This is a genomic window from Pseudomonas sp. TH31, assembly GCF_016650815.1.
Lineage (GTDB): Bacteria > Pseudomonadota > Gammaproteobacteria > Pseudomonadales > Pseudomonadaceae > Aquipseudomonas.
In genome coordinates this window covers 172,020-194,150 of the sequence record NZ_JAEKEZ010000015.1, presented here as the reverse complement: position 1 = coordinate 194,150, position 22,131 = coordinate 172,020, and the positions used below count along the sequence as shown (strand labels likewise).

At 53.0% G+C, this 22,131-nt stretch carries 17 protein-coding genes and 5 pseudogenes; 11 read left to right on the top strand and 11 right to left on the bottom strand.

The window, feature by feature from the left end; genetic code table 11:
• Positions 1-235 precede the first annotated feature (235 nt).
• Positions 236-1,213, top strand: a pseudogene (locus JFV26_RS13280) (IS5 family transposase).
• 167 nt (positions 1,214-1,380) lie between these two features.
• On the opposite strand, the gene JFV26_RS13275 reads toward JFV26_RS13280, so the two are convergent.
• Entirely contained in the window at positions 1,381-1,920 is a 540-nt protein-coding gene (locus JFV26_RS13275; protein WP_201193002.1) for a DUF1523 family protein, read from the bottom strand.
• A gap of 1,058 nt (positions 1,921-2,978) precedes the next feature.
• Positions 2,979-3,515 (bottom strand): DUF1523 family protein, encoded by a 537-nt coding sequence (locus JFV26_RS13270; protein WP_201193000.1) that lies wholly within the window; start codon positions 3,513-3,515, stop codon positions 2,979-2,981.
• A 174-nt stretch (positions 3,516-3,689) separates the two neighbouring features.
• Between JFV26_RS13270 and JFV26_RS13265 the strand changes: the two genes are divergently transcribed.
• The 6 genes and pseudogenes from JFV26_RS13265 to JFV26_RS34835 all read left to right on the top strand — a co-directional run bounded on the left by JFV26_RS13265 (position 3,690) and on the right by JFV26_RS34835 (position 9,499).
• Positions 3,690-4,817 carry a phosphoribosyltransferase domain-containing protein gene (locus JFV26_RS13265; protein WP_201192998.1) on the top strand — a complete coding sequence of 376 codons (1,128 nt, stop codon included), beginning with the start codon at positions 3,690-3,692 and terminating at the stop codon, positions 4,815-4,817.
• Positions 4,807-5,563 (top strand): annotated as a pseudogene (locus tag JFV26_RS13260) (trehalose phosphatase). Before JFV26_RS13265 ends, JFV26_RS13260 begins: the two are co-directional and overlap by 11 nt.
• Positions 5,556-6,650, top strand: a complete 1,095-nt coding sequence (locus tag JFV26_RS13255) for a cysteine protease StiP domain-containing protein (protein ID WP_201192996.1) — start codon at positions 5,556-5,558, stop codon at positions 6,648-6,650. Before JFV26_RS13260 ends, JFV26_RS13255 begins: the two are co-directional and overlap by 8 nt.
• The gene (locus tag JFV26_RS13250) at positions 6,650-7,582 is read left to right on the top strand and encodes an HpcH/HpaI aldolase/citrate lyase family protein (RefSeq protein WP_201192994.1); all 933 of its coding nucleotides are present in this window, start codon (positions 6,650-6,652) and stop codon (positions 7,580-7,582) included. The genes JFV26_RS13255 and JFV26_RS13250 overlap by 1 nt, the downstream gene beginning before the upstream one ends.
• 912 nt (positions 7,583-8,494) lie before the next feature.
• A complete protein-coding gene (locus JFV26_RS13245; protein ID WP_242487813.1) occupies positions 8,495-8,860 on the top strand; it encodes a hypothetical protein in 366 nt (121 codons plus the stop codon).
• 366 nt (positions 8,861-9,226) lie between these two features.
• Positions 9,227-9,499 (top strand): Hpt domain-containing protein, encoded by a 273-nt coding sequence (locus JFV26_RS34835; protein WP_201192992.1) that lies wholly within the window; start codon positions 9,227-9,229, stop codon positions 9,497-9,499.
• 103 nt (positions 9,500-9,602) lie between these two features.
• Here JFV26_RS34835 and JFV26_RS13235 read toward each other — a convergent pair whose 3' ends face one another.
• The 6 genes and pseudogenes from JFV26_RS13235 to JFV26_RS13210 all read right to left on the bottom strand — a co-directional run bounded on the left by JFV26_RS13235 (position 9,603) and on the right by JFV26_RS13210 (position 14,187).
• Entirely contained in the window at positions 9,603-10,181 is a 579-nt protein-coding gene (locus tag JFV26_RS13235; protein WP_201192989.1) for a TerD family protein, read from the bottom strand.
• Positions 10,182-10,279: 98 nt separating this feature from the next.
• Entirely contained in the window at positions 10,280-10,855 is a 576-nt protein-coding gene (locus JFV26_RS13230; protein WP_201192978.1) for a TerD family protein, read from the bottom strand.
• 31 nt (positions 10,856-10,886) lie between these two features.
• Complete coding sequence (locus JFV26_RS13225) at positions 10,887-11,921, bottom strand: TerC/Alx family metal homeostasis membrane protein (protein ID WP_201192976.1); 1,035 nt, start codon at positions 11,919-11,921, stop codon at positions 10,887-10,889.
• Between the two features lie 11 nt (positions 11,922-11,932).
• Positions 11,933-12,382 (bottom strand): tellurite resistance TerB family protein, encoded by a 450-nt coding sequence (locus tag JFV26_RS13220; protein WP_201192974.1) that lies wholly within the window; start codon positions 12,380-12,382, stop codon positions 11,933-11,935.
• A 46-nt stretch (positions 12,383-12,428) separates the two neighbouring features.
• Positions 12,429-13,603: pseudogene (locus tag JFV26_RS13215) on the bottom strand (TerD family protein).
• Positions 13,603-14,187, bottom strand: a complete 585-nt coding sequence (locus JFV26_RS13210) for a TerD family protein (RefSeq protein WP_201192972.1) — start codon at positions 14,185-14,187, stop codon at positions 13,603-13,605. Before JFV26_RS13210 ends, JFV26_RS13215 begins: the two are co-directional and overlap by 1 nt.
• Positions 14,188-14,467: 280 nt before the next feature.
• On the opposite strand from JFV26_RS13210, the gene JFV26_RS13205 reads away from it, so the two are divergent.
• Positions 14,468-15,031 carry a response regulator gene (locus JFV26_RS13205; RefSeq protein WP_342215450.1) on the top strand — a complete coding sequence of 188 codons (564 nt, stop codon included), beginning with the start codon at positions 14,468-14,470 and terminating at the stop codon, positions 15,029-15,031.
• 198 nt (positions 15,032-15,229) lie between these two features.
• On the opposite strand, the gene JFV26_RS13200 is transcribed toward JFV26_RS13205, so the two are convergent.
• From JFV26_RS13200 to JFV26_RS13190, 3 genes are all read right to left on the bottom strand, one after another.
• Entirely contained in the window at positions 15,230-15,781 is a 552-nt protein-coding gene (locus JFV26_RS13200; RefSeq protein WP_201193158.1) for a response regulator transcription factor, read from the bottom strand.
• A 795-nt stretch (positions 15,782-16,576) separates the two neighbouring features.
• On the bottom strand, positions 16,577-17,785 hold the full coding sequence (gene gltS, locus JFV26_RS13195) for a sodium/glutamate symporter (protein ID WP_201192970.1): 1,209 nt from the start codon (positions 17,783-17,785) through the stop codon (positions 16,577-16,579).
• Between the two features lie 257 nt (positions 17,786-18,042).
• Complete coding sequence (locus JFV26_RS13190; protein WP_201192968.1) at positions 18,043-18,627, bottom strand: SDR family NAD(P)-dependent oxidoreductase; 585 nt, start codon at positions 18,625-18,627, stop codon at positions 18,043-18,045.
• 395 nt (positions 18,628-19,022) lie between these two features.
• Here JFV26_RS13190 and JFV26_RS13185 point away from each other — a divergent pair, with 395 nt between their 5' ends.
• The 3 genes and pseudogenes from JFV26_RS13185 to JFV26_RS13175 form a co-directional block, all read left to right on the top strand.
• Entirely contained in the window at positions 19,023-20,294 is a 1,272-nt protein-coding gene (locus tag JFV26_RS13185) for an OmpP1/FadL family transporter (RefSeq protein ID WP_201192967.1), read from the top strand.
• Positions 20,287-20,782: pseudogene (locus tag JFV26_RS13180) on the top strand (efflux RND transporter permease subunit); the annotation flags it as partial. The gene JFV26_RS13185 and the pseudogene JFV26_RS13180, both read left to right, overlap by 8 nt.
• Before the next feature lie 656 nt (positions 20,783-21,438).
• Positions 21,439-21,606 (top strand): annotated as a pseudogene (locus tag JFV26_RS13175) (helix-turn-helix domain-containing protein); the annotation flags it as partial.
• Positions 21,607-22,131 lie beyond the last annotated feature (525 nt).

Below are 22,131 nucleotides of genomic sequence, written 5' to 3'. Positions count from 1 at the left end.
CTATGCCCAATCGCACTTGATTCATCAGTCATGTGATGCAGGGAAGGGGCCATTCATGAACGATTTTTTCGTTATAGAGCGTTCACTCAAATGAATGGGGCGGGCCACTTAACCACTAGTCAAGTCGAATGCAATTGGGTGGTCAGTGCGAATGTAAATAACTGGTCAGTGGCAGTGCAACTCGGTGGTCAGTGCCGATGCAATTGACTGGTCAAGTCCATGCAATTACGCACCGATGAAACAAATGACTTTCGCCGATGCCGAGTACGCCGGTAAACGCAAGCAAACCCGTAAAGAGTTGTTCCTGATCGAGATGGATAGGGGGGCGTGGAAGGGTTTGATTGCTCTGATCGAGCGGCACTACCCGAAGGGTGATGGTGGTCGTCCGGCCTATCCGTTGATGGCGATGCTACGTGTCCTTCTGATGCAAAACTGGTTCGACTGCAGCGATCCAACGATGGAAGAGACACTGTACGAGACTACTATTCTGCGCCAGTTTGCTGGGCTGAGCCTGGAGCACATTCCCGACGAAACCACCATCCTCAACTTCCGTCGCCTGCTGGAAAAGCACGAGCTGGCGGCAGGGATTCAGGGCGTGATCAATGGCTACTTGGGTGATCGTGGCCTGTCGCTGCGCCAGGGCACCATCGTCAATGCCACGCTGATTCATGCGCCGAGTTCGACCAAGAACCAAGACGGCAAGCGCGACCCGGAAATGCACCAGGCCAAGAAAGGCAATTAATGGTACTTCGGTATGAAGGCCCATATCGGTATGGATGACGAGTCGGGCCTGGTGCATAGCGTGGTGGGCGCGGGGACCAATGTGGCGGATGTCACGCAGGTCGATAAGCTGCTGCACGGTGACGAAAACGTGGTCTGTGCCGATGCCGGTGATACCGGCGTGGAGAAACACCCCGAGCATGAAGGTCGCCAGGTCATCTGGCAGATTGCCGCCCGGCGTAGCACCTACCAGAAACTGGGCAAGCGCAGCGTCCTGTACAAAGCCAAGCGTAAGATCGAAAAAGCCAAGGCGCAGGTAAGGGTGAACGTCGAGCACCCGTTCCGGGTGATCAAGCGCCAGTTCGGTTATGTGAAGACGCGCTTCCGTGGCTTGGCCAAGAACACGGCACAGCTGGTGACGCTGTTTGCGCTGTCGAATCTGTGGATGGCCCGCGGACATTTACTGAGCAATGCAGGAGAGGTGCGCCTGTAATGTGGGGAATAGCCGCCGCGAGGTGCTCGCAGCGGCTAAAAAGATAGGAATGAGTGAGTGATCTGAGCGTTTTGGATCGATTCGCCACTGTCAAAATCGGCGGAGGCCGAAGTCAGCCAGAAACGCATGGCTACTTCAGACCATCCCTAGGTCGGGATCCCAAGTGATCAACTCACCACAACGTTGCCACGTTGTTTCAAGGAGCGCCGTACGATAATGGCAACAATCAACACCAACACTGTGGTCACAGCGAAGAATATTGTGTTGAACCACGGGAACGGTTGTTCACGGCTGGTTGTTGCTTCTATGTGCGTAATGTTGGGGAACACCGACAGAATCTGAATGCGCCAGCCGTAATAGCGGATGAGCGCCAGTTGTTGAGCATCACGTGAGTAACCTTGGGCCTTCGCCTGCTCATCGGCCGAGTCAAACTTCAAGTACCAAGGGAAGCTCCAGCCGGTATCTTCGTTGCGATAGACAACAACCTTTTTGGTGTCTGGATCTTCGGTATTAATAAAGTAGACATCCCGTGTCGGGCCGTCCGCGGGGTTTTCGGCATTGATGACTCCGTCGTCGTCGATACGTTTAACTTCAACGCCAGTAATCAGCACCACCTCATGTTGCGGTAGCACGTAGTAAAGCCCTAGCACGGTAGCACCAACCACTAGGAAGAGAGCACCCAGTACCAAGCTCTTTAGATACTTCATGTTCACACTCCGTTTTTGAATTAACGGAAGTCTGCCCTAATTTTGACGATCAAGTGCAAGTGTTTGGTTCTTAACTGGCTAAATATCAGGCCATGGAAACCTGTTGAAATGTTTCTCTCACTGGCAGGGGCGGGAGCACTCGGATATCGACCTTGCGCCACTACAGGAATGATGTTCATGGGGCGTGAAGCAGCTACAACGATGCTTGGCGCGTAACTGATTCACCTGCCCGTCGAACCGGATGTTCGGCAAATGATGTTAAATGCCGGTCCGCTGGTGCTGGTCGAAGACGAAGCCTCCACCGGCAAGGCTGCGTGATCAACTCCCAAACGTTGCAAAAACGGTAGTTGCACAGTGCCTTTCAGAGCAGTTGCCCATCGTCGCAGCACGGATTGTCCAAGAGTCATGACCTGCTTGCGAGCAACTCAGCACGCATAAACTGGCGGTGCTTAAACTCATTGTACGAGGTTGTTCAAATCAGGAAATCAGTTTTCGGAGTCTGCTCGATACCGCAGCCAAGCCACATCCGCGAACCTTCCACCGTCAGTCGTTTGTAATGCAACTGCGCAATCATCGCTTATTGAAGCGCAGATCGGATTTGTACATCAAACTCAATTCCTGATTCGGCTGTTTTGAGACAGGTCTTGTGTCTTAGTCCTCCAGGTTCAATGTAAGATTTTTAATGTCATCGATGGGCTGCTTTCGTTGTAATGCAGCTCTCGATTTAAATAGAATCAAGGCATGCATTTAGTTGCGTTCAGTGGGTAAATAAAAATTGAAGGACTCTGCGAATTGATACATACCATAATCGCAGTGCAGGCGGGCGAAGAATATTTTCCATTTCTATCTGCTGGGTATCGCTGACGCACTACTTTGGCACTTCGGATGGTGACTGTGTGCATCAGCGGCTATTGCCGATCAGTTAAGAAAATTGTAGGGGCAAGCTCGCTCCGACAGGGGCTGAACTGACAGAAATTAGCATCCGCGGCAGCTTTTGTTTTAGCAAAACCTATTTGAGCGGCCCCTAGGTCTGGATCTTTTGACCCCGACCCAAGTGATCAACTCACTACAACGTTGCCACGTTGTTTCAAGGAAAGCCGTACGATAATGGCAACAATCAACACCAACACTGTCGTCACAGTGAAGAATATTGTGTTGAACCACGGGAACGGCTGTTCACGGCTGGTTGTTGCTTCTATGTGCGTAATGTTGGGGAATACCGATAGAATCTGAATGCGCCAGCCGTAATAGCGGATGAGCGCCAGTTGTTGAGCATCACGTGAGTAGCCTTGGGCCTTAGCCTGCTCATCGGCCGAGTCAAACTTCAAATACCAAGGGAGCTCCAGCCGGTATCTTCGTTGCGATAGACAACAACCTTCTTCGTGTCTGGGGCCTTCGGTATTAATAAAGTAGACATCCCGTGTCGGGCCGTCCACGGGATTCTCGGCATTGATGACTCCGTCGTCGATGCGTTTAACTTCGACGCCAATAATCAGTACTACCTCATGTTGCGGTAGCGCGTAGTAAAGCCCTAACGCGGCAGCACCGACCACCAGGAAGAGAGCACCCAGTACCAAGCTCTTTAGATACTTCATGTACACACTACGTTTTTAATTGACGGAAGTCTGCCCCGATCCTGTCGATCAAGTGCAAGTGTTCGGTTCTGACGGGCTAGATATCAGGGATGGAAACCTGTTGGAACGTTTCTCTCTCCGGCAGGGGCCGGAGCACTTGGATATCGACATTGCGCCACTACAGGAATGATGTATATGGAACGTGAAGCAGGTACAAAAACGTTTGGCGCGCAACTGATGCGAGGGCGACTCGACGTGCACGTCGATGATTGTGTAATCGCCCCTCATACCCTGTTCGGATTTGCCGAGCGCTGTAACCCGAAGCGGGCGTTCCTGTTCGTGTCCAAAGTGTTGGGACGTCACATCCCGGTGCGACCGTCGGTAATGGACGCAAGCTTTGAAAGCCTGGCGGCGGAAATTCCCGTTGATTTGCCAGGCCCTGTGCTCATGATTGGCATGGCTGAAACTGCAGTCGGCCTCGGCGCCGGTGTTCATCGCGCGTTCAGCGCCACCCGCGCTGATGCGGTGTACATGGTCAGCACGCGTCACCCGATGGGTACCGAACTGTTCGCTCGATTTGAAGAAGAGCACAGTCACGCCAGTGCGCACCTGATTCACCTGCCCGTCGACCCGGATGTTCGGCAAATGATGTTGAACGCCCGTTCGCTGGTACTGGTCGACGACGAAGCATCCACCGGTGAGACTTTTATCAATCTGCACCATGCTCTCGTCGATGCCGGCCTGACCAAGGTCGAGCGTGTGGTGACGTGCGTTCTAACGGATTGGTCTTGCTGTGCAGTTCGCAACGCCATCGGCGAATCGGTACATCAGGTTTCGCTGTTGCAGGGCTCGTACCGCTTCATCGAAGACGCCGACGCGCCCTTACCGCACATGCCGTATGTAGGCACGATTGCCGCAGGCGAATGGCCGCTGTCCGTGCGCAACGATTGGGGCCGTCTAGGCGTCCGTCACGTCGAAGACACGCTGGCGCCCGAGCTGCATGTCAACGCTGGCGAGCGAATTCTGGTGGTTGGCACGTGTGAGTTCGTCTGGCGTCCATTTCTGCTCGCCGAGCGGCTGGAACGTGCCGGCGCCGATGTGCGTTTCAGCTCCACCAGCCGCTCGCCCATCGCGCTTGGTCATGCCATCGAACACGCGCTGTCGTTTTCGGACAACTATGGTCTGGGCATCCCCAACTTTCTCTACAACGTTAGGCCCGGTCAATTTGACCGCGTACTGGTCTGCTCGGAAACCCCGGCCCAGGCCGTCCCCGCCGAACTAATTGTAGCGCTGAACGCGGAGGTAATCGTCGATGAGCAGTAATCACCCTCTGGTGTTGCTTGATCTGGATGACACGCTGTTTCAAACCGCTCGCAAAATGCCCGAAGGTGCGCTGCGCCACCCTGCCACCCTCGGTGTGGATGGGCAACCCAACGGTTACATGAGTAGCGTTCAGAAGTCGTTTGCCGAATGGTTGTTGGCGAGCGCCGACGTGGTGCCGGTCACTGCTCGCAGTGTCGAAGCCTACAGCCGCGTGCAGCTGCCCTTTAGCCATGGGGCCATATGTTCACACGGGGGTGATTTGTGGCCCGGATGGCAAGCTCGACCAGTACTGGCAAACGCACATGCGAAAAATGCTCGACGGCTTCCAGAATCGCCTGCCGGCCCTCAGCCAAGCCACACTGGCAATCGGCAAGGAACTTGGCATTTCTCTGCGCGGGTGGGTTGTCGCAGAGCAAGGTTTGCGCAACTACGTGGTGACCAAACACAACGAAGCCAATGACGATGTGCTGAGCACCGTACTGGCTGAAGTCCAGGCGCGGGGGCTGTTGGATGGAATGCATATTCACCGCAACAGCAACAATCTGGCGTTCCTGCCGGCAGGTTTGTCGAAGCGCCTGGCTGTACAGGAATGGCTGCGCCGTGATCGCGAGGTCAATGGCGAACGTCCGGTGCTGGGCTTTGGCGACAGCATTACCGACCTGGGTTTCATGGATAAGTGCCACCTTTGGGCAACCCCGGCGCGTAGCCAGCTGGCGAGGCTAGTGGGGAGCGTAATCAATGATTAATTCTGTTGGCGAGATGAAAACCGTGGGCAGTGGTAGCTATGCACCTGACGACGTTCACTTCCTGCTCCAGCCAGTGCAGATGCAAGTCACGGATGTCGAAGTGAAAGAGCGTCTGATTCAAACGCAGCAGAAGCACTACTCTGAGATGATCAGCCTGGAGAGCGTTCCGACTGACATCCACAAGGCGCTGTACCAGCAGGCACTTACGCAAAATGGCACTCGGATGGCCACCGACGTTCAGGCGTTGGCTCTGGCGTTGAATGAAGCCTGCACCGGCGCTTGCATTGTGCTGGCATCCTTCGTTCGTGCCGGTCTGCCGCTGGGTGTACTGCTGCGCCGCGCGCTCATCGACATGGGCCGAAATGTCTACCACTATGGCATCAGCATCGTCCGCGACCGCGGGATCGACACGCTTGCGCTGGAGGCGATCATCCAGGCGCATGGTGCCGAGAACATCGTGTTTGTGGACGGTTGGACCGGCAAAGGTACGATCTCTGGTGAGATCAAACGCAGTCTGAACGGCGATTCGCGCTTCCCGACAGAGACACGATTAGTGGTGCTGGCCGACCCTTGCGGCCGAGCCTGGCTATCCGCTTCGGCGCAGGACTGGGTCATTCCATCCGGAGTGTTGGGTGCCACAGTTTCCGGCCTCGTCTCGCGCTCGATCTGGCCAGCCGACGGCGGGTTGCATGGCTGCGTGGTTTACGGTCACTTGCGCGAACACGATGTGAGCGGTGATTTCATCGAGCAGATTGAGGCAAAGCGCCAGAGCCTGGGGCCGGTAACCAAGGCATCGCCGTGGACAGACAGTCAACGACTGGCTCTTCAGGCCGCCGCCTCAGAGATGGTCGCCTCGTTGGCCACACGTTTTGCCATCACGAATTTGAACCGGGTGAAACCGGGGATCGCCGAGGCTACCCGCGCCGTGCTGCGCCGCGTACCTGATCAGGTTCTGGTACGCGACCGCAGCGACAGTGACGTTCAGTTGCTGCTGTACCTCACTGAGAGGGCGGGCGTTGCGGTGGAGGTGGTCGGTTCCGATCTGGGGCCTTACAGGGCAGTGACTGTTGTTCGGAGCTTGAGCTGATGAATAGACTTTCTCCATACGCCCTTGGGGCCACGCTCTACATGCCGGCCACTCGGGCGGATTTGCTTGACGTGGTTTTTCGTACAAAGCTGCCGGAGTTGCGTTCGTTGGTGGTTTGCCTGGAAGACGCGGTGGCGGACATTGACGTCGACACTGCGCTGCGCAATCTGCATCTCATGCTGACGGTGATAGCCCAACGTGGGCGCGCGGCCCAGGGGCCACTGCTGTTCGTCCGCCCGCGGGATTCACAAATGGCGGCCGTGCTGAATGAATGGCCGCTGATGCGGCATGTTGACGGATTCGTCGTCCCAAAGCTGACGCTTCGTAACCTGTGCGCGTGGGAGCAGGCGGTCACCAACCCTGACCTGTACCTGATGCCGACGCTGGAAACTCATGACGTATTCAATCCGGGTGCGATGGTTGAATTGGGCCAGGCGCTCAAGGCAAACCTGGACCAGAGAGTCATTGCCTTGCGCATTGGCGGCAATGATTTGATGGGGTGCCTGGGTCTGCGGCGCAATCCGGCCACAACGCTGTACCAGACGCCGATGAGCTTCGTCATTCCGATGCTGGCCGGAATCATGGGCTCGCAAGGCTTTGCCCTGACCGCCCCGGCGTTTGAGCAGCTCGCTACACCGAGCTTGCTGAAAGAAGAGTTGGCGCTGGATATTGCGCATGGCTTGGTAGGCAAGACAGCGATTCATCCAAGCCAGATCGGCATCATCCAGGACACGCTGCGCGTTAGCCTCGAAGACCTGAACAGCGCGAAGTTGATCATCAGTGACGTTGCCCCGGCGGTGTTCAAACACAATGATGTGATGTGTGAGCCTGCGACGCATTACAAGTGGGCGGTCAGGATTCTTGAACGTGCGCAGTGGCACGGCGTGAAGCAAGCGGAGGAGGGCTGTGCGGCGTTTACTTCGACGGTGTAGAAACCCGCTCAGCGAGATCAATAACCGCTTTGATGGTTATCAACCATACTGCGCCAACACTCCAGTGCCGGCGTTCTTGCGCAGTTACGCGTACGCAGTGTTCCCTTCGCGCTCTGGATTTAAACACCTTGAAAAAATTCCGGTTATCCGTTGGTTCTATTCTGTCTGCCTGCTGTGTGTTTTGGCACTGGGTCAATCGACCTTCGCCGCGAGCTAAGCACAGCTTGTTGTTCGTACTCCCGAATTGGCGCCGACTGTCACATTCGACGCTAGGACGCAGGCGTGGCTCAGTGATACAGCCTCGATCAGGGTTGCGTTCTGGGAGCAAGTAATTCCTCCCTTGTACATGGGGTTCGAACCTAATGCATTTGAAGGGGTGACAGCCGACGTGCTGGGTTTGTTACAGGCATCCCAACGGTCTCTGATCGGGTAGCCCAAGGCGCAGTGAAAAGATATGTGGAGGCTGTGATCGATCCGATTTTCCATCCTGACTCGTATGGGTACAGACCCGGAAGATCGGCCCACGATGCTTTGCGTCAATGTCCATTCGGTGCTGTCGTAAGAACTGAGTACTGGAAGTGGACATCAGCGCGTTCTTCGACCACTTTGGGCACGACCTGATCATCAAGGCTCTGGAACACACCAGATGCCGAACTGGGTGATCTTATACTGCCGACGCTGGCTGTGAGACGGGGTTGCTTCAGGAGCGGGGACGAGGGACACCTCAAGGGGGTGTGATATCGCCATTGCTGGCGAATATCTATCTTCACTACGTGTTGGATCTGTGGGCAAAGCAATGGCACTAGCGGCATGCCCGTGGCGATGTAATTATCGTGTGTTACGCGGACGACAGCGAGGTGGGTTTCAGGACGAAAGTGCAGGCTCAGCAGTTTCTGGTGCAGTTGCGAACGGTTGGCCAAGTTCGGTTTATCCCTCAATGCCTCGAAAATACGACTGATTGAGTTCGGTCGTTTTGCTGCGAGAAATCGTAGGAAGCGAGGTTTAGGTAAACCGCAGGCCTTCGACTTCCTGGGCTTCACACACTGTTGTAGTACCAACAGAAACGGTGGCTTTCAAATACTGCGACTGACGGTCAAGAAGCGAATGCGTGCGACGCTGCTGGCCATTCGGGATGAACTGAAACGTCGACGTTATGAACCCATCCGGGTTCAAGGGCAATGGCTCACTCTGGTGGTGAGTGGTTACTTCAATTACCACGCAGTGCCGGGAAACCTGATATGTCTGGGTGGTTTTCGTTCGGCGGTCTGCCGTCTATGACGGCAAGCCCTCAAACGTCGTAGCCAGCGTAATCGGCTTCAATGGTCACACTATGGACGCCTTGCTGACCTCTACATACCTAGACCCAGAAACGCAAATCCTTACCCTGAGGATCGCTTCGCGTCACATACCCGAGGCAGGAGCCGTATGCGGTAGTTTCGCACGTACGGATCTGTGCGGGGGGCGGCAGGTAACTGCCGTCCCTGCCGCGACCGATGTTTGTTCAAACCTGTCGGCATAGAAACCCTAGCGTTGGTCATTGCTGAAGTTGGATAAGCCAGCAAACGGCGGGCGCTGGCAGCGGCTGACACAGGAAGTGAACTCGATAAAATCAGACTTTTGAGCCCTCAGTCTTATGCACCTCTGGTGAAGGAGGTTGTATTTACCCATCGCGAAGACGCGCGCGAACTTGAGCGTTTGGTGAGTGAATACAACAGAGACGTTTTGGTCGGAGTCGCCCACAAAATTCGAGGCGGAGCACAGTTGGCCGGCGATAGTGCATTGGCCGACGCATGTCGTATGCTGGAACAGCTGGTTGATGAAGAGGATGGATCACTTGTATATCGTCCTCAGGTCGAGCTTGTCCTGGCTTGTCTTCAGGCTCTTGAAGTGCGGTTGCTACAGGAATTACCTTCGTAAATTCGCCGCAGGAATGGCCGTTACCTGAATCGCTCGTGGCAGTCTGCTAAAAAACACCCTGCGAAAGCGTAATCCTCGCAGGGTGTCGGCCGCTAACCTTGGTTTAGCCGATGCTCACACCGTAGGATTCAGCCAGCGGCTTCAGGCCACCGGCGAAACCTTGGCCGATCGCCTTGAATTTGAACTCTTCACCACTGCGATACAGCTCGCCAAAGACCATGGCAGTCTCTGTCGAGGAGTCCTCACTCAGGTCATAGCGAGCCAGCTCTTTGCCGTCAGTCTTGTTCACAACACGGATGTAGGCGTTGGAAACCTGACCGAAGCTCTGCTTACGTTCTACCGAGTCGTGGATAGACACCAAGAAGACAAGTTTTTTCACAGCAGCAGCCAGGCAATTCAGCTTGATGGTGGCTTGTTCATCGTCGCCTTCGCCTTCGCCCGACTGGTTGTCGCCCATATGTTCAACTGAACCGTCGGAGGACTTTTTATTGTTGTAGAAGATAAAGCCTTTTTCATCGAGAACTTTGCCGTCCTCGCCAACGATGAAAATCGAAGCGTCGAGGTCGAACTTGTCCCCATCGGTAACCCGAGGGTCCCAACCCAGCCCTACGATGACCTCGGTCAGGCCCGGGGCCTCCTTCGACAGCGAGACGTTGCCGCCTTTAGATAGACTTAGAGCCATTTTCAGATTCCTTGTTCGGTGGGTTCGATCAAGCTTTCATGCCGGTAATTCGCCAGCGACTTTTGGTCACCAGCGAAGTCTTGTCCATCGGCAAAGATTTAGAAACTCATGCCATACGAGTTCGCAAGCGCCTTGAAGCCGCCAGCGAAGCCTTGACCAACGGCGCGGAATTTCCACTCACCGTTGTTGCGGTAAAGTTCTGCAAAGATCATCGCTGTTTCGGTAGAAGCATCTTCGGCCAGGTCGTAGCGAACGACTTCCGCACCGGTCACTTGGTTGGCGATGCGAATGAACGAGCCACTCACTTGGCCGAAGTTCTGCTTGCGACTTTCTGCATTGTGGATTGTGACGACGAATGCGATCTTGTCGACGTCCAGAGGGACTTGGCTCAAGTCGACCTTCACCACTTCGTCGTCACCATCGCCAGCGCCAGTACGGTTATCGCCGGCATGCTCAACCGAGCCGTCCTGGCTTTTCAACTGGTTGTAGAAAACGAAGTCAGCTTCGCTGCGTACCTGCCCGTTTGCACTCAGCAGGAAAGCGCTGGCATCTAGGTCAAACTCGGCGCCATCAGTGGCGCGCGGATCCCAACCCAGACCGATCAGCAGCTTGGACAAGCTCGCGTCGGTTTTCGTGAGAGACAGGTTACCGCCTTTTTGAAGTGTCAGTGCCATGGGTAGAATTCCTTATGGTAAATGCAATTAGTCATTTGCTTTCGGATTGTGTTTCTGCGTTTCCAGGGAAGATCACGCTCGCGACGATGCCGATTACCAGAACCACCATTACGATCAATAAGCTGGTGTTCGCATCGATGTTGTAGCCGTGGTCAAACATGTGGTTGGTCGCATTCAAGCCGAGCTTGACCGCGATGAAGAACAGCAGTGCGATGACCGCTTTTTCTAGGTGCACCAGGTAGCGTTTTGACGCTTCGAGAACGAAGTACAACGTACGCAAGCCCAGAATGGCGAACAGCATGGCCGAGTAGACAATCAGGGGTTCACGGCTGACCGCGATAACCGCCGGAACAGAGTCGAATGCGAAGAGCACGTCAGTGACTTCAACAACCACCAGGCAAAGGAATAGCGGGGTAGCGAAGACCGTGCCTTTTGCCGCCAGTGTCATGCCTTTGTTTTCTGGCTTCTCCAGCTCTCCTTGCAGGACCTTGCGGGTCACGAAAAAGTTATTACCGTGAAGTTTTGGCCATACCGGGAACAACTTCTGTGCGAAGCGATACGCCATGTGCTTGGAGTAGTCTTCCTCCTTCTCATCATCACCGCCGGCGCGCAACATCATGATGGCAGTCCACGCAACGATCAGCGCAAATGCGATCTCGACCCAGGGACCGAATGCCAGGAGCCCTGTACCGATCGCAACGAAAATGCCGCGGAACACGATCGCGCCGATGATGCCCCAGTACAGAACACGATGGCGCAGGGCATCCGGTACTTTGAACCAAGTGAAGATCGCCATGAATACGAACAGATTGTCCACGCTCAGGACTTTTTCCAGGGCGTAGCCGGTGACGAAAAGACTGGCGACTTCTTCACCATGCTGGACGTACAGGAAACCTGCAAACGCCATTGAGATGGCGATCCAGAACACCGACCATATTGAAGCATTGACCAGTGTTATTGGCTTGTCGCCACGGTGCGTGACCATATCGAGCAGAAGCGCGCCAAGCGCGATCCCGATGAACACGGCCATAGTCAACGGAGGGAATCCGATTTGAGTTGCTTCCACGGTTCGGTTCCTTAGAGTTCGAAATCAGCCGGGTTGAGACCCAGCTCAAGACAGATCTGGCGGCAGGCCGCTTTTTCGTTGTCGTCGAAGTTGCCATCGGATGCGCCGACGGAACATACGACCCGGACCAGCAGGCGAGCAGCGCCATCGTTGCCTTTGAGCTTGCCGACCACCTTCAACGCTTCAGCCCGACCGATCTGCAGGTCGAACTCGAGTTTTGTGCAGTGGTCGTTGAATGAGTTGATCACCTCCTTGATGTCGAACACTTTCAGTTCAGGTGAGTTGGTGATAAACCCGACCATCTTCGATTTCTCAGCCGCAGAGATGTCGTCATCAGCCGCAGCCACCATTGCGCAACCCGCGGTGGTGGCATCCATGAACTTCTGGTTCTTGAGTTTCGCCACCTCGGTGGTTAACGCGGCACGGGCTTTCGTAGCGTTCGTTTTAAGCCATGCAAGCATTGGAATTCTCCTAAAAGGACAGGGTCGGAGGACCCCGCCAGGATTGTTATTTCGAACCAACGGACCAGCGCATGCCCCAACCATATGCTTGGTCCATGGCACCTTGCCCTCGGTGGAAGTCCACCCGTCGAGAGACCTTGACGGCGCCGTTGACGTTTTCGAGCAAAGCGATAGCGCACGTACCTTCACGTCCACCCTCTTCATTGAGCCGGATTTCGATACCGGATTGGCCGGGGATGTAGAGGGTTACGAGTCCATCAGTGTCTTTCCAGTCGGGTGCGCCTTCGTAAATGAAGGCGTAAATCAAGATGCGACGGACCTCACTCCACTGCGTTCCGTTAATGTGGAGCCATTCCCCGCCAGCAATAGAGCCGGTGCGGTCATCGTCCATCAGCTGGATGTAGGGTTCGCTATTCAAACTACCGAACGCTCTGCCCAAAGCTTGCACCACACCCTTGCGGCCGTCCTGAAGTTCATAGAGACAGCCGAGGTCGAGGTCGATGGATGTGCTCCGGTTCAAGAAACCGCCACCGCTGCCTTTGTTCCAGTCCAGGTTCACTTTGATTTCGCCGAAACCAGCAGCGGTTTTCTCGAGGCTGATCGAGGAGCGAGTCTTGTCCAGGGTAATCTTGTTCAGGCTGATCGAAGACATCGACGCGGCCTGCGGAGTTGGAGCAGCCTGGAGACTGGTTTGAGCGGGCGCAGGCGTCGGAGTCGAGGCAGCATCTGCTACACCAAAATGTTTGGACAAGGGTTCCAGCCCCCGGCAAAGCCTTGGGCCACGCAGCGGAACTTCCACTCGCCCTGGCGGCGATAGAACTCGCCGAGGATGAGTGCAGTTTCTTTCATGCCAGCGGTTGGAAGCTGAGCTTCAATCCCGCCCGAGACCGTTACCGAGAGTCGAGAGACTTGTTCGAAGCTGGCCTTGTTGTCGTGGATCGTAGCCGCCAAAGCCACTTTTTCGACAGCAAGTCCCAGACGGCTCGGATCAAGGGTAAACACTGTGCGGCCGGCAGACGAATCAGTCATTTGCAATACGCCGCCCAGCACACTGGGTTGGCCGTAGAAACACATGTCGTCGTCATCGCGGACCTTGCCGGCAGCGTCCAGCACGAAGGCTGAGACATCAATTTCAGCTCCGGGAACTGGCGAGTAATTGACATCGACGCGAATCTGGCCGGGAGCAACCGGCGCGTTGCCGCCCGGTTTGAGAGTCGTCATTAACGCACCGCCTGAACAGCAAGGCTCACCAGATCTTCAGCCGTGCGGCCGTTGGTAATCTTGCCGATTGCCTTGAACTCCCAATCACCGCTGTCGCGTGCCAGGCTCGCCATGACAATGCCGGTATGACCGCCACGCTCAGATAGATTGAAACGCGCCAGCTCCGAATTGTTGCCAGCGTTGACGATGCGACAGTAGGCATTTTCTACTTTCTCGAATGTCTGCCCGGTGAAGCTGTTGACGGTGAACACCAGATATTTAACCGATGCAGGCAGTCGTTGCAGGTCAACATGAATGGTTTCGTCGTCACCATTACCGTCCCCCGTGCGGTTATCACCCGAGTGTTTGATCGAACCGTCCCGGGACTCAAGTTGACGGAACCAGACCAAGTCAACAGGTTTCAGTTCGCTGTCCAGGAGGATGCAAGAAGCGTCAAGATCGATTTCGCCACCGTTGCCCATCAGCTTGCCAAGGAAACCGGCTTTCACCGGATCCCAGCCGAGGCCGAGACTGATACTTGTCAGTCCGCCACCGGCCGTTTTTTCCAGGGAGATGGATTGGTTTTTGCTCAGGGAAAGTGCCATCTTTACGCTCCATGTTGATCTGCAGTAGTTACGAGCTGATCAAGCCTGTACTCGTGATGAAGCTAATTGTGACAAGCGAGTCAAGCCGCGAGAACAAGACTTGTCTCAAACTTCGTCGGACTTTCAACCCTCAGCAAGTAGGCGTAATAAGGGGCTTGCTCAAGAAAAAAGCATGAGCTTCAGTGACTTCTTTAGGGCCAAAACTAAGATAATGTGGATCGGATTATTTTTGGAATGACGTAAGGTCTTTCCTACCCCCAGCCTGAATAGGAACGTGGCGATGAGATGGTCCGTAATTTCACCGCTGCGAATTGCCCTGCTCGATGATCACGCATTGATTCGTGAGGCATTAAAAATTCGGCTTTCTCTGGAGACCGACTTCAAAGTAACAGGGGTGTACACAACTAGCCGTAGCCTGATAGAGGGATTGCGCACCCACGAAACGGACTTGCTGATACTCGACTATCAATTGGCCGATGGCGAACTTGATGGCATCCGGTTGATACACTCAGTCCGCAGAAGTCATCCAAATTTGCGGATTGTAATTTTCTCGTCGTCGGAAAGGGCCGCAACGATCAACATTTGTATTCGAGCGGGCGTGAATGGGTTTGTGGGTAAATCACAGGAAACCGACGAACTCTTGAGGGCCGTTCGGATGGCCACCCTTGACCGAATTTACCTGGCGCCGGCGATTGCAGCGGAATTGGAAAAGCTGCCCGTGCCGCAATTGACAGAGAATGATCATACTTTTGATGGTGATCGAGCCCTCGTTGAATACCCCGAGCTTTCTCCCAAAGAGCGTGAAGTGTTGCGCTGTTGCCTGGAAGGGTTGTCGGTGTCCTAAGTTACGATCAAGTTCTCCCGTAGCCGTAAAGCAATCAGTGGGCAAAAACAAGCGGCTTTCAGAAAGCTGGGAATTCGCACCGACACAGAGCTATTTAAACTGCAAGCTCATTTCAAAAGTATTTAAATAATAAAGGCGTTGGATCAATTCGAACCGTTGCACTAAGCCAGTGCATATAAGTCCACCAAAGTTTCCACGTTAAGCTTGGGCAGTGACGGTTTTGCTGCTTAACTTCATGTGGTCAGCGATTGCTTTATTGCTCATGCCATGCAGAAGTTGTTGCATGACCCTGAGCTCACAAGTTGTTAAACGCTGCAAAAGTTCGCTCTCCTGGCCAAGATTTTCTCTGTGGCGTGGAAAAGAGGGCAGATTAGGAAAATAGTCTTCATTGGTTCGAACGGCCCTTACAGCAAGCACCAACTCGTAAAGCTCATTTTGTTTACTGACGAATCCATGAGCACCTAACTTCCTGTAGTGCTCGGCTAAAGGGCTCGACGGCAACCCTGTCAGCACAGCTATTTTATCCAATTTGTATTTGGTGGTGATTTTACTGATGACCGTTAACCATCGATGGCGGGGATTCCAATGTCCAGAATTAATATCGATGGGCAAAGCCCATTTTACCAACTCGATTGCATCTGCGCCATTGTTCGTTTCCGCTACAACATTAAACCCTTCGCTCGCCAGCAGAAATTGGATGGTCATTCGAATAGCAGGATGATCGTCTGCAACAAGGATTCGATTGTTCATTTATAGTTGTTATTCCAATTCGAACCGTTTCGAAGAGTTTAGTCTCTATTAAAAATATTGGTTCCCTTCAGGAATCTTTGACGCGCTTTCATTTCTGCTTGGCTTTTTTTGCTAAAACTTGAACGAATTATAAATCGAAATAAAATGTCAACCTTTAGAAGATGCCGATGGCTATTGCGCTTGTAGTTGTTTTTGAGGGATCAAGGAGATGAAATCCACGAGCGCTTCGTAGCTGAACGTATTGACCAGCCGTACCTGCTGATATGGCTGATCAGATAAAATCTTGGTGCCTCCCCTTGCTCACGATTCGTGTCATAGATTAATACGTGCTTGAAACGGGGGTTGTTCACAAAAAAAGCCAGAACGTTGAGCCCTTCGGTTGACACCAATTTGGCGTTGACAATCAATAGATCAAAACGGTCGTAGATACTCGGGCTGTAATGAGAAAGCGCTATGAGATCGTAGAAAGACGCCACAGGGCAAATTCTGAAGTACCCTAATAGACCGAGGGACCTTTCTATCACAATGCGTTGCTCAAACTGATGCTCGGCAATTAATACCCTCATGAAATTACTGGTACGAGATAAACAACTCATTATTGACACTCACTCATTTGTATATTTTTTGCAGCGTAGCCTCGCGTGACTGACGATAATGTAAGACATGTCTCATTTTTTATTAGGTGGGATTAATAATCCACTGGCAAAAAAGCTGACGAAACGGATGCCGTCAGCCATTTGTCGAGCACGTGCAATTTGTCCGTCAGAGATCACAAAAGGCCAGAGAGCTTGAGCTTCAACCTGCAGCGCCGAGGAACGGCAGCGCTAGGAACAACTTGATCACAATCACATTAATGATGTCGATGAAGAACGCCCCCACCATTGGCACTACTAGAAATGCTATCTTCGAAGGCCCGTAGCGCTGTGTCACAGCTTGCATGTTGGCGATGGCAGTGGGTGTGGCGCCCAGTCCAAAACCACAGTGCCCTGCTGCCAGTACTGCCGCATCGTAGTTGCTGCCCATGACCCTGAACGTCACGAATATGGCAAACAGCGCCATGACCAACGTTTGCGCCGCCAGGATGATGAAGAATGGCAACGCCAGCGCCGCCAGATCCCACAGCTTGAGCGACATCAGAGCAATCGCCAGAAACAGCGACAAACTGACGTTCCCCAGCACGGAGACTTCACGCTCAAATACCTGATACAGGCCAAGTGCTGACAGACCATTGCGTAGAACTACACCCACGAACAAGACACATACGAACGTTGGCAGTTCAAATGCGGTTCCGTGGAGCAGGCCGTTCAGGAGTGAGCCTGCCAGTAAGCTGACGGCGATCAGAGCGAGCGTTTCGATAAACGAAAATGGCGTGATCGAGCGTTCCTTGTTCGGCTGCTCAAAGCCCTTTGGAAAGTGCGGTTCTTCTTGTGTGAGACCGGGTGTCTTTACACGTTTAATGAGCAGGCGTGCAACCGGACCGCCAATCAAGCCGCCCAGCACTAGGCCAAATGTCGCAGATGCCATCGCAAGTTCAGATGCGGAAGCGAGACCAAACTGCTCACTGAACGTCGATCCCCAGGCAGCGCCGGTGCCATGGCCGCCCGACAACGTAATTGAACCTGTCAGCAAGCCCATCAAAGGATCAAGCCTCAACACTTTTGCGAGGGTGATGCCCATTGCATTTTGGACCACTAGGAATCCCGTGACTGCGAGTAGGAATATCCCCACCACGCGTCCGCCTTTCTTAAGGCTGGCGAAGTCTGCACTTAAGCCAATGGTGGCAAAGAAGGCCAACATTAAGGGGTTTTGAAGTGAAGTATCAAACCGGACTTCAATATCAAAAAACCGCAAAGACAATAGAAGCAGGGCGACCAGCAAACCACCTGCAACTGGCTCCGGGATGTTGTAGGCACGTAAAAACCCGACACGTGCGACAAGTCCGCGACCTAGTAGAAGTACTAAAGAGGCGGCCACAAGTGTTCCGTAAAAATCTAGCTGAACCATTGGGTATTCCTGAGTATTCATTCAGAGGCGAGTGTGTTTCGCCAGCCGAATACAATTAAATAATGAGCGGTGGAGGCGCTGGAGTGGATGTGCGAGATTATTTCAATAAACGGGTTGTTTATGCACAGACTGAAGTGCCTCAAGATCCATAAGCTTGCAATGAATTTCAAGTTTTGGTGTGGCGGATGTCCTACTCAGTGCTAGTATGAGTTTTATGGCTGAAGCGATATCGAGGATCTGTATTTCTTCTTCATTATTTATCCGTCATCATTGGTCATGTCTGTGTTTGCACTGCCTGGGCACAGGCAGGTAGCATTAACACCGTATGGCAGAAGTTTGCTGTAGAGCGCTTGGTTATAACTGATCAAACCGGCCTTCGATGAAGCGTGCGCGGCCGACGCGCTCTTATTTTCCAATCCTGCGATTGAGGAGGGGGTGAATATATGGCCAGCTCTGCGCAATTTAATTTTCGCGGCCAATTTGTTTGAAATGACGAGTGTGGATATCAAGTTTATCGTTAGCAGCTCAAGTAGTTGCGCTACCGGCATTTCTGATGCGCCGAATCTCAGAATTCCTTCGGAGTTTATAAATATTGAAATGGGTGGATAATGCTCAATGATCGCGTCTAGCTGATTTTCGATTTTTCTTACGCTGTTCATGTCGATGAGGGCAGTGCTCACTTCACATTTTGGATGTGCTGCGATAATTGACTGCTTAGCCTGGCGAAGCCTTTCTGGATCCTGTGGCAGCAATATCAGGTCGATCTCTTGCGAGGCTAAATATTCAGTGATTGCGTAGCCAATGCCACGACTCACGCCGGTTACCAAGGCTGATGTTCTCATGTTGCTCACCATAATTTTTAGTATGCCGCACGGTTCTGTCGGAAACACGTGCCGGTGATTTATGTCAGTGATTTTCTTCCGGGATTGATGAGCAGCGCTATGAGATATGTCTGAAATTCAGTGAATTTTTGCGCGTGGGGCTGGGCCAGGAAGGTGCGGGATAAACGTTTTTCAAGACAAGTCTCATAACTACCTGTTTTATTCTGATTTATATTATTCCTCTCTACAGAACCTTTCACCAAGACCCCGTTTTGCTGGGTGTATTTATGCGTTGAATGGAAATTGGGACTCGGCACGTAGTCATTTTAGTCTGTTGAAGTGATTGCCGCTGGTTTCTGGTGAACTCTAACTTTAAGCGTTGATGGTCTTTCTCTTCTATTATCTGGTATTTGACTATGAAAAGAATAATGCTCGGAAGCACTCTGAGTCTCGCCTTTACCTGCGTCTCGACCCAAGCCCTCGCAGCGGGGTTTGCCCTCAACGAACAAAGCATAAGTGGAATGGGGGTCGGTTTTGCTGGACGCTCATCGGCTGCCGACGATGCCAGTACCGTGTTCGGTAACCCTGCCGGCATGTCGCGCCTCAAGCGTGAGCAAGTTACCGGCGGTGTCACCTTCCTCAACGCATACTCTGATATCAGCCATGTCAGTTCCAGCCCGAACGGGGGGACCAGCCAAGGTGATATGGTTCCCTTCGTTACCGTTCCGATGGGTTTCTACGTCAAACCTATCAATGAACAATGGGCTATCGGTGTTGGCGTTTACGCGCCGTTTGGCTTGGTTGCCGATTACGAAAACGGTTTTGCCGGTAAATATTTCGGCAGCAAGAGCGAAGTTCAAGTTATCTCGCTGCAGCCTACTGTCAGCTACTCCTTCAACGATTATATTTCCATCGGTTTTGGCCCGACTTTTAACCATATCGAAGGAACCCTCGAGTCAGATTTGTCGCTCACTCAAGCAGCGCCTGATGGAGAGGTGCATATCAAAGGCACCGACACGGCATTGGGCTACAACATCGGGATACTCGCTCAGTTGACCAACAGCACGCGTGCTGGCCTGACCTATCACTCGAAAGTGGATTACACACTGGAGGGCGACACCCACGTCAACTACGGCCTGCTGTCGGCGGCAGGTCTGAGCCCGAATCAGAAGTACGATGCTTCATTGGATGTCACCACGCCTGAGTCGGTGGACTTCTCGGTGACTCACGAACTGAATGATCAGTGGACGTTGTACGCAGGCAGTACCTGGACTCGTTGGAGCCGTCTGAAAGAAATCAGCGTGCAGAACGACGGCGTGCCTGGCGCGCTGGTCACGCAGTTTGGCGAAATTACTGAAGATCAGAACTGGCACGACACCTGGGCTCACGCCATCGGTGTGTCGTACCAGTTGAACAAGCAATGGGTACTGCGTACTGGTCTTTCAATTGACCAATCGCCGACCAACAATGTCGATCGATCCCCGCGTATCCCTACTGGTGATCGCCAGATTTTTAGTCTGGGTGCTGGCTGGAGCCCAACCGACGATCTGACGATCGACCTCGCTTATTCCTACCTCAAGGAAGAAGCGGTCACGGTTAACAACCGCAACGAACTTGGCCAAACCTATAATGCCGAGTATGAAAACTGGGCGAACGGTTTTGGTATTGGCGCCACTTACCGCTTCTGATTCATCGCACGGACTATCAAGAGGCTCACAGGTTATCAAGGCCCTAGGCCTGATAGGTGATCCAGCACCGGGCGTCAGCTCGTGCGAGGCCGTGGCCGAGGTGAAAGCGCTCATCAAGCAATTGCCCGAAGGCATCGGTCACGAGTGGAGCGGGCAGTCCTTTCAGGAGCGCCAGTCGGGTTCCCAGGCACCGCTGCTTTATGCAGTGTCCATCATATTTGTATTCTTGAGCCTCGCGGCGCTGTATGAAAGTTGGTCAGTACCGTTCTTTGTGATGTTGGTGGTGCCAGTGGGGGGGATCGGTACGGTGCTGGCGTTCATGTTCGGCGTGCTGCCGTTGGCCTTGAGCAGTGGTGCCGGTTCGGCGGGGCGGCAGGCCATCGGTATGGGCGTGCTGGCGGAATGTTCAGTGCGACGCTACTGGGGTGTTTTTTGTACCGCTGTTTTTTGTACTGATTCGTGGGCGGTTTACCAGGAAGAAATATTAGCGAAAATTGCCAGGCCACAGATACCGTTCCGTAATTCACGAGGTGAAAAATATTTAGTGAGGTGTCTGCGTAGATATAAAATATGCGGTCTCCTTTCCGCTAGCCTATTAAGCAGGTAGATATTTATTTATTGCTCGATGAGTATGAAGGGATTTTTTTAAAGTGAGAGTGGGTAATTTTATTTTTGGATGAAAAAATATTGATGAGTAAGGTCTATTGCAGTCAAGCTCTGAAAATGACAAAAAGTGAGCTAAAAAAGCGAAATGCAAGACAGCGTGCTTATGAACGCATGTCAATATCTCAGCAAACACACGAAGATCGTTGCTGGGAGCAGTCGACAAGAACTCCGAAGTCATTCGGAAACAGTTAAATGTCTAACGGCATAAGACGAGCCTGCCGTCCTGCTCTGTAGTTCCGTGCAGTGTAAAGATCATGCTCTTGATCATGGGCCTACATGCGGGATGAATACCCCCAGTTGTGCCCTCTTTTGGCGTATCCGCTCCATGAACCCCACATTCCAAGCGGATAGCTGACGGCTGATGCTGTGCTCCCGATTTCCATCAGGAGCCCATCACGCATGATGCGTCCCAATGCCAGCGTTGAAAAAGTGTACCTCTACCCGAAGCCTGTAGATTTTCGAAAGTCCATCGACGGCCTGGGTGCATTGCTCTTCTAGACCGCTGGATACTCACATTTATCGCCTTCGCAATAAGCTCGGGCTGACGGCTGACGGCTGACGGCTGACGGCTGATTGGGGTTGGCAGTTATTGACGATTTATGGGTATGGGTATCGGTTGGAGAGTGTTGTGTTCGTCACCGAGTAAAGATCTTTTGATTTTCTAAAAGCGATAAAAAAAGGCCAACGCATGTGCGTTGGCCTTTTTGTTTGGCGCTGCCGCTGGTGTAGGGTCTCAAAATAGATGATTCATACCCACCCGGAAACACAGGAAAAAATTCATTTTTTCTGCGACTCCCGAAAAAAGAAATCACAAAAAAGATGATAAAAACCTATCGAGTTCACACAATAAATGCCCTTCAGTAAAAGCCTTCGAACGCCATCCTACTGTTCGAGGACGCCAGTCTCGCCGAAAAGCTTCTGGGTAGAAGGACAGAGTTCATGGGCTCTGTCACCCCGAGCCACTTCCGGCACGACCTCCGCTCCGACAGCGGGCGCGTCACGCCAAAGCACGATTTCAGGTGATTCAGGTAAATCGAAATCACACTGCTGTATTAGATCAACCAACTTGTATCGCTTGTGACCAACCGAAGAACTAGCGGAGGTTACCTGCTCTGAGTGCTGATCGTGATTTTGATGGTGCCGAGCCATTCGCTACCCCCATTGCTGAGTG